The following is a 15,215-nucleotide window of genomic DNA, read 5'->3' on the forward strand; positions in this document are numbered from 1 at the left end:
ACAAAATCAATGCACTCTAAAACCGGAAGAGCCTCTTTTATGCGGAAATCCCATTGGGCGCACCTGTAACAGGTGAATTGGGGGAGCGGGAGGGACTCGCGGCGCCGCCCGCGAATCAATCTTAAGGATGATTACCTTAGGGGGTGTGTTTTTCCCTTCTGGCTCAAAGGTCCGAATAAAACTTGTGGCGAGGATCACGTGCTTTGAGGTGAGTTTTTGAGCTTATTGCAGAAACGCAGCCCGCGTGCTGGGGGTTCTTTAGTCGGGGTGCCTAAAAACGGGGTTAACTAGCTTTGATGGGCATTGGGGAAAGCTGGAAATTTCACAGGTGAGTCCCCTAATATAAGTCGAGTAAACCTAGGTGTTGTGCCGACAGGTCCATTTAGCAGGAGCTGGCGTGCATAACACTTGTTCTTCAGGAGGAATTAAATGACCGCTGTGGCGCCAAGGCTCGACGATTACGTCGCGCCAACTCGTCCAGAGCCGACTGGCAATGCCAAGACCGGCTCTAAGGCTTGGGTAATGCTCACCACCACCGACCACAAGCAGCTGGGCATCATGTACTTGATCATGTCCTTCAGCTTCTTCTTCCTCGGTGGCTTCATGGCCCTGCTGATTCGTGCTGAGCTCTTCAGCCCGGGTCTGCAGTTCCTGTCCAACGAGCAGTTCAACCAGCTGTTTACCATGCACGGCACCGTGATGCTGCTGCTGTTTGCTACCCCGGTTGTCTGGGGCTTCGGTAACTACATCCTGCCGCTCCAGATTGGTGCACCTGACGTGGCCTTCCCGCGTTTGAACGCATTCGGCTTCTGGATCACCCTGACCGGCGGTATCGTCATGCTGCTCGGTTTCGCTACCCCAGGTGGTGCTGCTGACTTCGGTTGGACCATGTACGTCCCGCTGGCTGACTCTGTCCACACCCCGGGTATCGGTGCTGACATGTGGATCGTCGGCGTCGGTGCAACTGGTGTCGGTACCATTGCTTCCGCAGTCAACATGATCACCACCATCCTCACCCTGCGTGCGCCAGGTATGACCATGTTCCGTCTGCCGGTATTCACCTGGTGTATCTTCACCGCTTCCGTCATCGTTCTGATGATCTTCCCGCTGCTGACCGCAGCTGCACTTGGTGTCCTCTACGACCGTAAGCTTGGCGGCCACATTTACGACTCCGCTAACGGCGGCGCGATCCTGTGGCAACACCTCTTCTGGTTCTTCGGCCACCCTGAGGTTTACGTCCTGGCACTGCCATTCTTCGGCGTTATTTCTGAGGTCATTCCGGTATTCTCCCGTAAGCCAGTCTTTGGCTACATCGGCTTGGTCTTCGCGGTTCTGGCTATCGGCTCCCTGTCCATGGCTGTTTGGGCACACCACATGTTCGTGACCGGCGCCATCCTGCTTCCGTTCTTCTCCTTTATGACCTTCCTCATCGCCGTTCCTACCGGCGTTAAGTTCTTCAACTGGGTTGGCACCATGTGGAAGGGCCACATCACCTGGGATACCCCGATGATTTGGGCAATGGGTTTCCTGTCCACCTTCCTCTTCGGCGGCATGACCGGCGTTATGCTCGCTTCCCCGGCACTTGACTTCCACTTGGCAGAGTCCTACTTCCTGATTGCTCACTTCCACTACACCCTGTTCGGTACGGTTGTGTTCTCCGCTTTCGCAGGCCTCTACTTCTGGTTCCCGAAGATGACCGGCCGTATGCTCGACGAGCGTCTTGGCAAGATTCACTTCTGGTTGACCTTCATCGGCTTCCACGGCACCTTCCTGGTCCAGCACTGGGTGGGCAACATGGGTATGCCACGTCGTTACGCTGATTACCTTGAGTCCGACGGCTTCACCGTTTACAACCAGATCTCCACGATCTTCTCCTTCGTTCTCGGCGCTTCCGTTATCCCGCTGGTTTGGAACGTCTTCAAGTCCTGGCGCTACGGCGAAATCGTCACCGTCGACGACCCATGGGGCTACGGCAACTCCCTCGAGTGGGCTACCTCCTGCCCGCCGCCACGCCACAACTTCGTTTCCCTGCCGCGCATCCGTTCCGAGCGTCCGGCATTCGAGCTGCACTACCCACACATGGTTAAGCGCATGCGCGAGGAAGCACACGTCGGCCACACTCCAAAGGATTCCGGTGCTCACTAAAGCTATAGGCTGAGACACCTAACTCCTGGCAAACCGCCTCCCCAAAAGCACCACGCGGTGCACTGGGGAGGCGGTTTTGTGATCTCTCCCGAACAAGTGGGCTTAGTTGAGTAACAGAACAGGCTGAATAGCCCCAATTCTTTCCGAAAATATATCTTGACGTGCGATACTGTGCACGTGGAAAACCAAACTGAAAACAATGTCACGCACGCACAGGCTCCTGAACCGGCCACCAACCTGGATACCTTTGCCGTCATTACGACCTCGGGACCAGATAAGCCGGGCGTGTCTGCGGCATTCTTTCGAGTGCTGTCGTCGCACAACATCGAACTGGTCGACGTCGAACAAGCGATCTTCTCTGGCCGCATTTCGCTCGCAGCTTACGTGCGCCTCGATAGCGCGCGTCTAGAGCAACTAGAGCAGGGACTGCGCAATACCCTGAGCATCTATAACCAAGTCATCAGTCTCGATATCAAAGCGGATGAAACGACTTCCCGCGCGCGTTCGACCCACTCGGTTGTCATCCTGGGGGAAAGCGTCACAGCGCGCACGATGTCGGCAGTCGCACAGGAGCTAGCAAACTTCGACGCCAACATTGATCGCATCCGCGGCTTGTCTACCTATCCGCTGATGGGCTTCGAGCTCTTTATCAGTCTGCAGGGCTCTGGGGACCCCGTGCGTTCCGCGCTGGCGCAGCTATCGAAGGAACTCGGCGTCGACATCGCAATTGAGCGTGCCGGCCTTCAGCGCCGCGCTAAGCGTCTCGTTTGCTTTGACTGCGACTCCACCCTTATCACCGGCGAGGTCATCGAGATGCTTGCCGCACACGCGGGTAAGGAAGCAGAGGTCGCTGCCGTAACCGAGCGTGCCATGCGCGGCGAGCTCGACTTTGAAGAATCTCTTCGTGAACGTGTTGCCACTTTGGCTGGGTTGGACGCTAGCGTCATCGACGAGGTGGCCGCGCAAATTCAGCTTACGCCGGGTGCTCGCACCACAGTGCGCACTCTCAACCGCATGGGATACCGCACGGCGGTCGTCTCTGGCGGCTTCATCCAAGTGCTTGAAGACTTGGCAGCGGACCTGCAGTTGGATTACGTCCGTGCCAACACGCTCGAGATCGTCGACGGCAAGCTCACCGGCCGCGTCATAGGCAAGGTCGTTGACCGCAAGGCCAAAGAGGAGTTCTTGCGCGAGTTCGCTGCAGACTCAGGTTTGCGCATGAGTCAGACCGTTGCGGTGGGCGATGGCGCTAACGATATCGACATGATTGGTGCCGCTGGCTTGGGAATTGCCTTCAACGCAAAGCCAGCGCTGCGCGAGGTCGCGGATGCGTCAGTCAACCATCCATACATGGATGAAATCCTGCAGATTCTCGGAATCCCAGCTGAGGAGGTCGTCAGTGAGTGACCCCGAGTTATTGTGGGTAGCCCACGAGCGGCTGGTGCGAGCTTGTGATGATCGGAGCTGGCGAGAAGACCCTGAGGATCCCGATCGTCCTGAGACCATTCAGGCCATGCAGCTGGCGCTGAACCTGCCGAAGCAGGATACGCCTGCACGCTCGGTGGTCCTAGAGTCCGCCGCGCGTGCCGTCGTGGAGCTGTGCTTAGACGACCGCGCCGGCCAGGACTCAGCCTTTGCCGCAGCACTGGCGCAGTGGTACGGCCATCGTATCCGCAAGGTAGCGCGTCGCGCGCGTAACAAGGCATGGACGGACGTTCAAACGGTCCCCGGTGTCACCGTAGATAATATCGCCCGCGCCTTCGTACCATCGGCGGTCTCCGAGGTAGATCCGCTCGTGCGCAAGCTCCAGATCGGGCACACCGATCTGGAAAAGGATGAGCCAGGAGCCTCGCTTGACGACGCTCCGGTAATCTACGTCGATTCGAGCCTTGAGATGAGCGCAGGAAAAGCCGCGGCCCAAGTGGGCCACGGCTCCATGTTGTTGGCCGCGAAGATGAGCTTCGAGGAAGTTAAGCGATGGGCAGCACGCGACTTCGTGCTGTCTGTGCGCGAGATCGACTCTGAGGGCTTCCTCCGTGCGTGCGCAGCGCCTGGCGCAGTCGTGGTGCGTGACGCCGGATTTACCGAAGTTGCGCCCGACTCAGCTACGGTCTGCGCGTTGCGCGCGCCGCTGAGCTAGCGGTCCGTAACGAGGCGCTGCAATGCCCCCTGGACCACCGTGGAGTCGGTGGTCTGCCAGAACTGCGGCATCGATGCCTTGAGGAACCCACCGTAGCGTTTGGTTTCGAGGCGGTTATCGAGGACTGCGACGACGCCACGATCAGTAACTGAACGCAGCAATCGCCCAGCCCCCTGTGCCATGAGGAGTGCCGCATGGGTTGCGGAGACCTCCATGAAGCCGTTGCGCCCAGCGGCCTGGGCGGCTTCGGTGCGCGCCTGCATGAGGGGATTGTCCGGGCGGGGGAACGGGATTCGGTCGATGAGGACCAAAGAGCAGGCGGGGCCGGGCACGTCGACGCCCTGCCACAAGGTGAGGGTGCCAAAGAGGCAAGAATTCTCGTTCTTAGAGAAGCGCTCCACCAGCGCGCCGATTGAGTCCTCGCCTTGGACGAAGACGTCGAAAGGCAGCTTTGGTTTGAGCTCTTGCGCAGCCTGCTCGGCAGCACGACGCGAGGAGAACAACCCTAGCGTGCGCCCGCCGGCGGCCGTGATGAGCTCGCGCATCTCCTCGATGGTCTCCGGTGCAAGGCCATCGCGGCCGGGCTGTGGCAGATGCTTGGCTACGTAGAGAATGCCCTTCTTAGCAGGATCGAAAGGATAGCCCACGTCGAGTGAGTCCCAGGTTCCCTTCGGCATGCCCCACTGCGCGGCCATAGCATCGAAGCGCCCGCCGAGCGCCAAGGTCGCGGAGGTAAGCACCACGGTCTGTTCGCCGAAGAGCTTCTCGTGCAACATGCCGGCGATGGAAAGCGGTGCCACGGCAAGGGTGTCGGTGAAGCTGCGTTCGTCGCGCTCGAGCCAAACCACGTCTTCGTGGGCCGAGGGGTCCCCGGTGGCAAAGACGTCAAGGATGCGGGCTACGGCCTCGGCCATGGTGGCGAGGTGGTTGGTCAAGTTCTGGCGCTCAGCAAACTTCTCCGGATCATTGGCCTGCTCGCCTTCGGGAGTCCGGGCAATTGCCTCGCGGCATTCGCGCAGGGTGTCGCCTAAGGCAGTGAGCTGAGACTTGGCGTTGTCCGGCATGTCTGTCCAGCGGCCAGGCCCGAATTCGCTGAGGAGGATGGTGAATTCATCGGCGAGTTCCGCCAAGCGCTGGTCTTTGCCGTTCGCGCCTAGGCTCTTGGCACGGTTGGCAGCCATCTTGATGGCGCGGGAGGTGATCTCTGCGGTGGACACCGAGGTGATTCGGCCATCGAGCTCGTGGGCCTCGTCCACGATTACTACCTCGTGCTCGGGTAGCACGTTGACGTCAGAGACGGCGTCGATTGCCAGAAGCGCGTGGTTGGTCACCACGACGTTGACGTCCGCGGCCTTGCGGCGAGCCAGTTCGGCGAAGCACTCCTCTCCGTGAGGGCAACGCGTGGCACCGAGACACTCTGCGGAAGTTACCGATACCTGGCGCCACGCTAAATCCGGAACACCTTGGTCCAGATCGTCGCGGTCGCCAGTCTCGGTCTCATCAGCCCAGTCGTAGAGCCGCTTGATGTGGCGGCCTAGACGTGAGACTTCGTGCTCTTCGAGCAGTTCGCCTTGTTCCTCAGCGAGCTCGTCGGCGCGTGCCACTTTGTTGAGGCACAGGTAGTTGGAGCGTCCTTTCATGATTGCGAAGGTGGGCTTGGACTCCATGACGGGCTCGAGAGCGTCGACAAGCCGCGGCAAATCGCGCTCGACCAGCTGACGCTGCAGTGCCAGTGTCGCTGTCGAGACGATGACGGTGTGCCCGGTGTTTTGGGCGTGACGAATAGCGGGCACCAAGTAAGCAAGGGACTTACCAGTACCGGTGCCGGCCTGGACGGCTAAGTGACGCTCGGATTCCAGGGCCTTGGTAACGGCGTTAGCCATTTTCAGCTGCCCCTCGCGGCGCGCGCCGCCGAGGGATTCAACGGCGGCGTCGAGAAGCGTCTCAGTGCTTTGGTTTAAAGGCTCGTCACTCACTCGGTCGAGTCTAGCGCAGCCGCAGAATCTTTCAGGAAGCCCGCAAGCCCAGGCTCTTCCAGGTAACTTTCGTGACCAACTAACGCGAGGTGGGCTTAAAACCCACCATGCGGGTTGGCACTGCCGGCTCGTCACGGGTCAGCGCGAGGCCTTCCCACGGCAAGGTGGTGATTGCCTTGGCCCGGTACTCGCGGGATTCCTGCAGGGTGGGCAGGTTCTTGACGATCTCGCCGTCGCGCATCAGCGGAACGGTGATCTCGCGCGCGCTAAGAGTGCCCGTCTCTGGGTCTGGGGCGCCGAATGGAAGCACGAGCTCCTCCACGGCAACACCCGTGGAGCGGTAGGTACGGATTGCGCGCTTGGCGCCGCCTTGGGACTTCTTGGAGGAGGAACGCTTCGCCACCGGGTGGCCCTCAACCTCAACGACCTTGTAGACCATGCCCGCGGTAGGGGCACCGGAGCCGGTGACCACGGAGGTGCCGACACCGTACACGTCAACTGGGTCGCCTCGTAGTCCGGCGATGGCGAACTCGTCGAGGTCGGAGGAGACCACGATCTTGGTGTTGTGGTTGCCTAGCTCGTCGAGCTGCTTGCGCACACGGCGAGTCACAGGGCCGAGGTCGCCGGAGTCGATGCGCACGCCGCCGAGCTCAGGGCCGGCCACCTTTACTGCGGTCTCGACGCCCTTGGTGATGTCGTAGGTATCGACCAAAAGCGTGGTCTCTACGCCGAGGGTCTCAATCTGGGTGCGGAAAGCTGCTTCCTCATTAGGGGTGCCGTCTTCGTTGACGTGTGCGAGGGTCCACGCGTGTGCGGCAGTGCCGGAGACTGGGATGTCGTAGCGGTAGCCAGCCTCGAGGTTCGACGTGGCCTGGAAGCCCGCGAGGTAAGCGGCGCGAGCTGCGGTTACTGCAGCGTACTCTTGGGTGCGGCGCGAGCCCATCTCAATGATCGGGCGGCCATCGGCAGCGACCACCATGCGGGATGCGGCGGAGGCCACGGCGGAGTCGGAGTTCATGATGGAGAGGATGACCGTCTCCAGGATGAGGCACTCGCCAAAAGTACCGCGCACCGTCAGAAGCGGGGAGTTAGGGAAATAGATCTCGCCCTCACGGTAGCCATCAATCTGCCCAGAGAAACGGTAATTGCGCAGGTATTCCTTAGTCTGCTCATCCAAGAAATCCATCTGGGCCAGCTGCTTTGCGGTGAATTGGAAGTCACGCACTGCGCGTAGCACGCGCTCGGTTCCAGCCACCACGCCATAACGGCGCTCGTTGGGGAGGCGGCGTGCGAAGACCTCGCAGGCCACTTGACGATGCGCAGAACCGTCCTTGAGCGCTGCTTGGAGCATGGTTAGCTCGTATTTATCAGTCAGCAGCGCAGTGGAGCGATCGGTAGTGGAAGGATGGCTAGGGATAGTTTCGGAGATGTTAGTCACATCGCAAATGGTACCTAGCGGGTGATTGCCTTGCAGCTATTGCTCCCAAAAGAGGTAGATCTTTTTTTCCAGCTGAATGACCACGTACACCTGGCCGTTGGCGTAGGCGGTACCCACGGCAGCGAAAGTAGCGTGCGGATCGCGCAGAACCGCGACGTGTTCAGGCGACTGGCGCCACGCCTCGATGAAGGCGTAACCACTGGCTTTGCTCAGAGGTAGATGGTGTTGGACCATCGAGACATTTTCACTGGTGAAGCTCTCTGTCCCGGTTGCTGCGTTGTACTCTGCCTTCTTGCGTGCTGCAGATTGGCGGTCAATCCACGGGGCAAGTGGTGCGCTCCCTGCATCTATGCGCCATTGATTGAGGGCCTCGTTGATATCGATCGCAATTGCATCGAGTTGTAGCTGAATCTCTGGAGAAGGCACCTCGTAATGGTTTTCGGGCGAGTCTTGAGAAGAGCCACTCGGATCTCCACCGCCAGGGGCGCTCGATGTGCCTAACCCGATGCCCGCCATGATGATTGTGCCGAGAAGCGCCACGATGGTGATCACGCCTTGTGCAAGGCGCACGATCTCTTCATAGCTAGGCATGCGGCCTTCCCGGATAGCCGTGAATGCGGGTGGAATCGAGGAGAGGTTCATCGTTGGGTATTCCTGAAGCTCGGGGAAACATGAAATACAGTGAGAATCCCCGTCAGTCTATCGCGAATTTTCAATGTCGGGGGCGAAAATTGGTTAGGGTAGAGGGCATGAATCCGCACTTTGCCCAATTAGTTGCCCTGCCAGGCGGTGGAGTTCGCCTCGGGTCACCGATGGCTACTCCTGAACTGGATGAGGCCATTGAGGTCGATGTTGCATCCAGCGAAAACCTGCCTTGGATGTGCATCGTTTGGGATGATCCAGTCAACCTGATGAGCTATGTTTCCTACGTCTTTCAGACGGTTCTGGGCTATGACAAAAAACGCGCCAATGAGCTGATGATGCAAGTCCACACCGAGGGTAAAGCCGCGGTGTCCACGGGCGAGCGTGACAAAGTAGAAGCCGACGTCAAAAAGCTCCAGATCGCTGGCCTTTGGGCCACGATGCAGCAGGCGGGCTAAGGGAGTAACTACAGCTAATGCAGGCTTGGAAAAAGAAGAAGTCGCTCATGCGTGCGGCCAAGTTCACCACCGTCTTGGAGCCCATGGAGCGCGAGGTTTTAGGTGATCTCACGGCCACCGTCTCGGAAGCAATCATCGCCCGTGCACAGTCCGCGCCCAAGGATGAGCTGGCACAAATGCTGGACATGCCCACCGGCCACACAGAGGCTCCAGAGGATCCTTCCCTGGCGCGCCTGTTCCCAGACTTTGAAAAACCTGGGGACGAAGAATACGACGGCGATAATTCGCTGCTGCGTTCCTTGCACGAGAATGACATTGCTCGTGCGAAGCTGCAGAACCTACAGGTCATCAACGCCGCGCTCGGCCCAACCGGTGGGGTAGAGGTCACGATCTCCGAAGAGGAAGCGCATGCGTTCCTGGTTGGTCTCAATGATCTGCGCCTTTTCGTTGCCGCCGGTGACGTCCCCGAGGAGTCAATGCAGGATGACCGCGACACATTGGTGGAATGGCTGGCTTATTGCCAGGATTCCCTTCTCCAAGCGTTGATGGGATAGACAGTGCCTGACGCACCATCGCCTGCCACAACATCCGGCCTCTTTGGTCCCACCGGAGTGTCGATTGGCCACGTCAGCCACAACAACACGGGCGTGACGGTTCTGTACTGCGGCTCGCAAGGCGCGGTCGCTAGCATCGACGTGCGCGGCGGCGGCCCAGGTACCCGCGAGACGGATCTGCTGGAACCACACAACACCGTCGAGCGCGTCCATGCCATCACGTTGGCGGGCGGCTCGGCCTTTGGCTTGGCTGCTGCCGACGGCGTTATGCGCGAGCTGGAATCCCAGGGAATTGGTTTCCCGGTCCTTGGCGGGGGGCAAGCCAGGTCCGCGCGTTCCCATCGTGCCCGGCGCGGTCATCTTTGATTTGCTACTGGGTGACGAGCGCCCCACCGCTGAAGATGGCGCGGAGGCGGTAAAGCGCGCCGTCGCCAAGCATGATGCGTCAACCGGAACCGTGGGCGCGGGAGTGGGCGCAACCGCCGGAAAGATGCGCGGCGGCTTTGGCTTGGCCGAGCTGCCAGTGGAAACCCCGCAGGGGACCTTCGTTGTGGGTGCCGTGGTGGTGGCCAATCCGGTCGGTAGCGTCGTGGACCCGCGCACGGGCCGTCTGTTCGGCGCCCCAGATGAGCAGGCGGTGAACCTGGAGCGTTTCGCGGCGCTGCGTCATCCGGCGAAGTCCAAGCTCAACACCACCATCGGAGCTGTGCTTTGCGACGCCCCACTGACCAAGGCCCAGGCCAAGCGCTTGGCGCTGACAGGGCACGATGGAATCGCACGCGCGATTCACCCGGCGCACTCGCCGCTGGACGGGGATACGCTCTTTGCACTGTCGACGGCGTCAGATACCGCAACGCGGGGCGTCGACACCCCAACCATGGCGGCGCTGTGCCAGGCTGCGGCCGAAGCCGTGGAACAAGCAATCGTTGCGGCAATCGTGAAAGCTAAGCCTGGCCTGGGATTACAGACCTATTCTTCGTTGCTGGACTAGAGTTGTTGCCATTATGACTTCAGGTGGCACCTCTGGATATTCCTTCCCTAATTCAGCCTTCGGGGCAAACCAGCCCCACGGCGCTTCTTCGCCCGTGCGCACAAATCGCGGCGACTCGAAGAACTACACGCGCGGTGGCCGCATCCGCACCGGCATCAGCCTCGCCGTGGGCTTCCTCGTAGTGGAATGGCTCGTCCAGATAATCAACTTCCTCATCTTCGGCGGGGCGCTGTCGAACTACGGCATTCGCCCCCTCGACTTCAACGGCATCTGGGGCATTTTTACCGCCCCGCTCTTGCACGCGAACTTCGAGCACCTCATCGGTAACTCTGTGCCGGGTGCAATCTTCTGCTTCCTCATCGGCTTGTCCGGGCGCAAGGCCTGGTGGGAAGTCACCATTATCACCGTACTGGTCGCCGGCATCGGCACATGGTTGCTGGGTGGACCGGGTACCTCCCACATCGGCGCATCCTCGCTGGTCTATGGCTGGCTGGCCTACCTTATTATCCGCGGCCTGTTTAACCGTTCCTTCTCGCAAACGGCACTGGGCGTGGTTCTCGGCTTTGCCTACTCCGGCCTGGTGTGGGGTGTGCTGCCGGTCTATGAAGGCGTGTCCTGGCAGGGCCACCTTTTCGGTGCAATTGGTGGCGTGATTGCCGGCATGACTATCACATCGGATGACCCGGTAAAGGTGGCGAAGCGCTAATGCCGGACGCAACCTCGCCTATTGGAATTTTCGACTCGGGCGTGGGCGGACTTACCGTGGCGCGCACGATTATTGAGCAGCTGCCCAACGAGTCGGTGATCTACATCGGCGACACCGAGCATTCCCCGTATGGCCCGCGTCCCATCGCGGAGGTGCGCGAGCTCTCCACGAAGATCGCTGACGAGCTGGTGGAGCGCGGCTGCAAGATGATCGTCATCGCCTGCAACACAGCTACTGCGGCCTTCTTACACGATGCCCGCGAGCGCTACGACATCCCGGTGGTGGAGGTCATCCGCCCAGCAGTGCGCCGTGCGATTGCCACGACCCGTAACGGAAAGATTGGCGTCATCGGTACCGAAGGCACCGTGAACTCCGGGGCTTATCAGGACCTCTTTGCCGTTAACCCGCACGTGGAGGCCCACGCCGTCGCCTGCCCTGACTTCGTCGGTTTCGTTGAGCGCGGCATTACCGCTGGGCGTCAGATCCTAGGTGTCGCCGAGGGCTACCTTGCGCCCCTGCAGTCCGTAGGCGTGGATACATTGGTGCTGGGATGTACCCACTACCCGTTGCTGACCGGCGTTATTCAGTTGGCGATGGGGGACAACGTCACTTTGGTCTCCTCTGCGGAGGAAACGGCCAAGGACGTCATGCGAACTTTGACGGAGACCGACATGCTGGCGCCGGAGGGACAAGAAGCGGTGCGCAAGTTTGAGTCCACCGGAGACCCAGAGACTTTCTCCCGCCTAGCCACGCGTTTTCTAGGCCCGCAGATCTAAAATGCACGGCTCACGTGTGTGAATCTAGTGCTGCAGGCAGGTGCCTGCCCTAGAAATGTGACCTGTGGCTGCTTAGACCGCTTTAGGTCATTTTCACCCCAAATCCAGCAATCGAGAAGGTTTCGTGGAACTATTGAACCCATGAAGCTGACGATTCTTGGCTGTTCCGGCTCAGTTCCCGTCCCGGGAAACGCTGCCTCCGGATACGTTGTGTCCTTCCCGGACGCGCCATCCATCGTGATGGACATGGGCCCGGGCACACTTGCTCGCCTCCAAGAAGTGCAGGATCCTTGCGATGCGCACATCACCTTTAGCCATCTCCACGCTGATCACTGCCTGGACTTTCCGTCCCTGATGGTCTGGCGCCGCTTCCATCCCACCGCGCCTGCGGCTTCACGCAACTTCTGCATTGGGCCGGAGCATGCGCCTCGCCATCTGGGGCGCTTGTCCGCTGATGAGGTCGATGGCGTCGACGACATGTCGGATACCTTCGCTTTTTCCCCGTGGATCGACCGCGAGCGTCAGCTGCTCGATGACGTCTACATGACGCCCTTTAGGGTCATCCACCCAGTTGAGGCGTATGCGTTGCGCATGGAACATGCCAAGACGGGCAAGACCATTGCTTACTCTGGGGATACGGCGTTTACGCCTGCGCTTGTCGACGCCGCACGGGGCGCCGATGTCTTTCTTTGCGAGGCCGCCTGGGGCGAGACCTCTGAGGGCAAGGCCCCGAACATGCACATGTCGGGTGCGGAAGCGGGACGCGTGGCACGTGAGGCCGGCGCTGCAAAGCTGGTGCTCGTTCACCTGCAGCCTTGGGGCGATACCGCGGCAACGTTGCGTGCTGCGCAAGCGGAATTCAAGGGGGAGATCATCCTGGGCGCGCCGGGCATGGAGTTTGAGCTCTAGCTAAGCCGGTAGGGTGGTGGGCATGACTGATTTTTCTCGTGCCGATGGTCGCGCGCTCGACCAGATGCGTAGCGTTCGCATTACCCGTAACTTCACCACCAACCCGGCGGGCTCCGTGCTCGTTGAGTTCGGCAACACTCGCGTGATGTGCACTGCCTCCGTCGAGTTCGGTGTGCCGCGCTTTAAGAAGGATTCCGGTGAAGGCTGGCTGACCGCTGAGTACTCCATGCTGCCGGCTGCCACCCACGACCGCATGCCGCGTGAGTCCATGAAGGGCAAGGTCAAGGGACGCACCCACGAGATTTCCCGCTTGGTGGGTCGATCCCTGCGTGCCGCCGTGGACCTTTCTGAGCTCGGTGAAAACACCATTCAGCTCGACTGCGATGTGCTCCAGGCTGATGGTGGTACCCGCACCGCGTCCATCACCGGTGCTTATGTGGCCTTGGCGGATGCGATTGAGTACTTGAAGTCCGAGGGCGTCGTCCCTGGTGAGCCTCTCTTGGACCCGATTGCTGCGGTTTCCGTGGGCATCATCGACGGTCAGATTTGCCTGGACTTGCCATATGAGGAGGACTCCCGCGCGGAAGTTGACCTCAACGTGGTCATGCAGGAAGGCGGTGACTTCGTGGAGATTCAGGGCACCGGCGAGCACGGCCTGTTCGGCCGCGACGAGCTGAACTCCATGCTCGATGTGGCGCAGAAGGGCTGCGAGGAGCTCATCGCGGCACAGAAGGCAGCGCTGGGATGGTAAAGCTCCTTGTCGCCTCGAATAACAAGAAGAAGCTCGGAGAGCTCGAACGCATCCTCGCAGACGCGGGAATCAAAGGCGTCGAACTGCTGTCGCTTTCTGCTGTGCCAGCGTATGACGAACCGGTGGAGGATGGACGCACGTTTGCCGATAATGCACTGATTAAGGCCCGTGCTGGCGTTGCCAATACTGGTATCGCCACGATTGCGGATGACTCGGGTATCGCCGTCGAAGAGCTCAATGGAATGCCGGGCGTGCTCTCGGCACGCTGGTCCGGGCAGCACGGCAATGACCAGGCGAACAATGACCTGTTGCTCGCGCAGATGTCCGACGTTCCTGACGAACGTAGGGCAGCTGCATTCGTTTCGGTTTGCGCGCTCGTGACGCCAGCCGGCAAGGAGTACGTTGCCGAGGGGCGCTGGCCAGGGACCCTCCTGCGCGCGCCGCAGGGCGAAAACGGCTTTGGCTATGACCCGCTCTTCCAGCCGGAAGGCGAGCAGCGTTCATCCGCCGAGATGAGCCCCGAGGAAAAGAACGCGGTTTCTCACCGCGGCCGTGCGCTGGCGCAGCTCACCGACATCATCGCTCAGCTCGCAGCCATCAACTAGTAAGCAGGCTGCAAGCACTAATTTCGCAAAACAAAAAGCAGGGAGACACCGGCGCTAGCCGGAGCCTCCCTGCTTATTTTAAATTTTGTGTGCTTTAACGCTCAGTCATGCTTGAGCACGGAAACGGTGCTCATAGCCGCGCTGGTATTAGCGGTTGAGCTGGAACTGTTCCGTGACCTCGAGGCGGCGCTTGTGCTCCATCCAGAAGGAGAGGAAAGGAACAACACCAGCGAGGGCGGTAGTGATGAGCTTGCCCGCCGGCCACAGTGCACGTGGTCCGAGGACCAAGATGGAGACCAAGTAGACCATGTACGCGAGGCCGTGGGCCTGCGCGATGTAGGTGGCCCAGTGCGGAATCTCGACGCCGACGATGTACTGCAGGATCATGCGGGCTACGAGGATGAGCAGGAAAATACCGGTGACCGTTGCCGCGATGGAGAAGAACTTCAGCGGGCCGCGGATGCGGGCCTGGCGGTCTGGGTGAACTTGGTTAGTCATGGATTCTCTTTCTAAAACTGATCATCGTAGGCGGCGCCGCGCTTGCGGCGCTGTTGGTTCATTGCATTGAAAGTCTCCACGTCCATCTGCGGACGCTGCGGAAGGAAGTCCTCATCTATCTTCGTGACCTCACCGCGTTTTTCTTTCTCGGCTGCCGCTTCATGTTTATAGTCGGTAATGCCCATGGCGGAGGCTTCATTTTCAGCCTCAATACGCTCGTTCTCGTAGCTCAGTGCTGTCTTGTAGGCGTAGACCACAAAGACTGCGAAGAGCGGCCATTGGAGGGCATAGCCCAAGTTCTGGAATGTGCCCGACCCGGAGCGAAAGCGGGTCCACTGCCAGTAGGCGAGGAACAAAAAGAGCACTACGAAAAAAGCGATGAGGACGATATGCCACCATCGCACCTTCAACTTCTGCTTTTTCGGCATGCTGTCATTGCTCACCCGTAATAGCCTACCCATTGTTTTGGGAAAAGTGGATTTATGCTTTAGCCTGCACGATTGTGGGGCAGCGCACGGTTGTGAGAAGGAACGGGTGCGTCCCCGCGCGTGCCTGGGTTTAGTGATACTGAAATCAGTGTGTAAACTACTGTCGCAGTTGCATTGCGGTACTCCTCCCCGCACTTG

General features: G+C 59.9%; 15 protein-coding genes and 1 pseudogene. 11 read left to right on the forward strand and 5 right to left on the reverse strand.

Annotated elements, in window-relative coordinates; genetic code table 11:
• The first annotated feature begins 429 nt into the window (after positions 1 to 429).
• The 3 genes from ctaD (at position 430) to HMPREF3153_RS08390 (ending at position 4,285) form a co-directional block, all read left to right on the forward strand.
• Positions 430 to 2,145, forward strand: coding sequence for an aa3-type cytochrome oxidase subunit I (ctaD, locus tag HMPREF3153_RS08380; RefSeq protein ID WP_070420569.1), 1,716 nt, complete (start codon positions 430 to 432; stop codon positions 2,143 to 2,145).
• 171 nt (positions 2,146 to 2,316) lie between these two features.
• Complete coding sequence (serB, locus tag HMPREF3153_RS08385; protein WP_070420570.1) at positions 2,317 to 3,552, forward strand: phosphoserine phosphatase SerB; 1,236 nt, start codon at positions 2,317 to 2,319, stop codon at positions 3,550 to 3,552.
• Positions 3,545 to 4,285, forward strand: coding sequence for an aminoacyl-tRNA hydrolase (locus tag HMPREF3153_RS08390; protein WP_083280981.1), 741 nt, complete (start codon positions 3,545 to 3,547; stop codon positions 4,283 to 4,285). The genes serB and HMPREF3153_RS08390 overlap by 8 nt, the downstream gene beginning before the upstream one ends.
• Here HMPREF3153_RS08390 and HMPREF3153_RS08395 read toward each other — a convergent pair.
• The 3 genes from HMPREF3153_RS08395 to HMPREF3153_RS08405 form a co-directional block, all read right to left on the reverse strand.
• On the reverse strand, positions 4,282 to 6,261 hold the full coding sequence (locus HMPREF3153_RS08395; RefSeq protein WP_070420571.1) for an ATP-dependent DNA helicase: 1,980 nt from the start codon (positions 6,259 to 6,261) through the stop codon (positions 4,282 to 4,284). The genes HMPREF3153_RS08390 and HMPREF3153_RS08395 overlap by 4 nt on opposite strands.
• A gap of 79 nt (positions 6,262 to 6,340) precedes the next feature.
• Entirely contained in the window at positions 6,341 to 7,699 is a 1,359-nt protein-coding gene (locus tag HMPREF3153_RS08400; protein ID WP_370876332.1) for a nicotinate phosphoribosyltransferase, read from the reverse strand.
• Positions 7,700 to 7,735: 36 nt separating this feature from the next.
• On the reverse strand, positions 7,736 to 8,290 hold the full coding sequence (locus HMPREF3153_RS08405; protein ID WP_246817179.1) for a CAP domain-containing protein: 555 nt from the start codon (positions 8,288 to 8,290) through the stop codon (positions 7,736 to 7,738).
• A 158-nt stretch (positions 8,291 to 8,448) separates the two neighbouring features.
• Here HMPREF3153_RS08405 and clpS point away from each other — a divergent pair, with 158 nt between their 5' ends.
• From clpS to rdgB, 8 genes and pseudogenes are all read left to right on the forward strand, one after another.
• A complete protein-coding gene (gene clpS, locus HMPREF3153_RS08410; RefSeq protein WP_083280983.1) occupies positions 8,449 to 8,799 on the forward strand; it encodes an ATP-dependent Clp protease adapter ClpS in 351 nt (116 codons plus the stop codon).
• 17 nt (positions 8,800 to 8,816) lie between these two features.
• A complete protein-coding gene (locus HMPREF3153_RS08415) occupies positions 8,817 to 9,353 on the forward strand; it encodes a DUF2017 domain-containing protein (protein ID WP_070420572.1) in 537 nt (178 codons plus the stop codon).
• A gap of 57 nt (positions 9,354 to 9,410) precedes the next feature.
• Positions 9,411 to 10,344, forward strand: a pseudogene (locus HMPREF3153_RS08420) (P1 family peptidase).
• Positions 10,345 to 10,357: 13 nt separating this feature from the next.
• The gene (locus HMPREF3153_RS08425; RefSeq protein WP_049192587.1) at positions 10,358 to 11,050 is read left to right on the forward strand and encodes a rhomboid family intramembrane serine protease; all 693 of its coding nucleotides are present in this window, start codon (positions 10,358 to 10,360) and stop codon (positions 11,048 to 11,050) included.
• Positions 11,050 to 11,826: a glutamate racemase gene (gene murI, locus HMPREF3153_RS08430; RefSeq protein ID WP_005531080.1), complete on the forward strand. Its 777-nt coding sequence runs from the start codon at positions 11,050 to 11,052 to the stop codon at positions 11,824 to 11,826. Before HMPREF3153_RS08425 ends, murI begins: the two co-directional genes overlap by 1 nt.
• Before the next feature lie 141 nt (positions 11,827 to 11,967).
• On the forward strand, positions 11,968 to 12,735 hold the full coding sequence (locus tag HMPREF3153_RS08435; protein WP_046645811.1) for an MBL fold metallo-hydrolase: 768 nt from the start codon (positions 11,968 to 11,970) through the stop codon (positions 12,733 to 12,735).
• Between the two features lie 22 nt (positions 12,736 to 12,757).
• Positions 12,758 to 13,486, forward strand: a complete 729-nt coding sequence (gene rph, locus HMPREF3153_RS08440; RefSeq protein ID WP_046645851.1) for a ribonuclease PH — start codon at positions 12,758 to 12,760, stop codon at positions 13,484 to 13,486.
• Positions 13,480 to 14,091, forward strand: coding sequence for an RdgB/HAM1 family non-canonical purine NTP pyrophosphatase (gene rdgB, locus HMPREF3153_RS08445; RefSeq protein WP_046645810.1), 612 nt, complete (start codon positions 13,480 to 13,482; stop codon positions 14,089 to 14,091). Before rph ends, rdgB begins: the two co-directional genes overlap by 7 nt.
• Before the next feature lie 147 nt (positions 14,092 to 14,238).
• On the opposite strand, the gene HMPREF3153_RS08450 is transcribed toward rdgB, so the two are convergent.
• Positions 14,239 to 14,589: a DUF3817 domain-containing protein gene (locus HMPREF3153_RS08450; protein ID WP_005531076.1), complete on the reverse strand. Its 351-nt coding sequence runs from the start codon at positions 14,587 to 14,589 to the stop codon at positions 14,239 to 14,241.
• Positions 14,590 to 14,600: 11 nt separating this feature from the next.
• Complete coding sequence (locus HMPREF3153_RS08455; protein ID WP_046645809.1) at positions 14,601 to 15,050, reverse strand: hypothetical protein; 450 nt, start codon at positions 15,048 to 15,050, stop codon at positions 14,601 to 14,603.
• Positions 15,051 to 15,215: the final 165 nt, after the last annotated feature.

Source organism: Corynebacterium sp. HMSC06C06, from assembly GCF_001807295.1.
Lineage (GTDB): Bacteria > Actinomycetota > Actinomycetes > Mycobacteriales > Mycobacteriaceae > Corynebacterium > Corynebacterium striatum.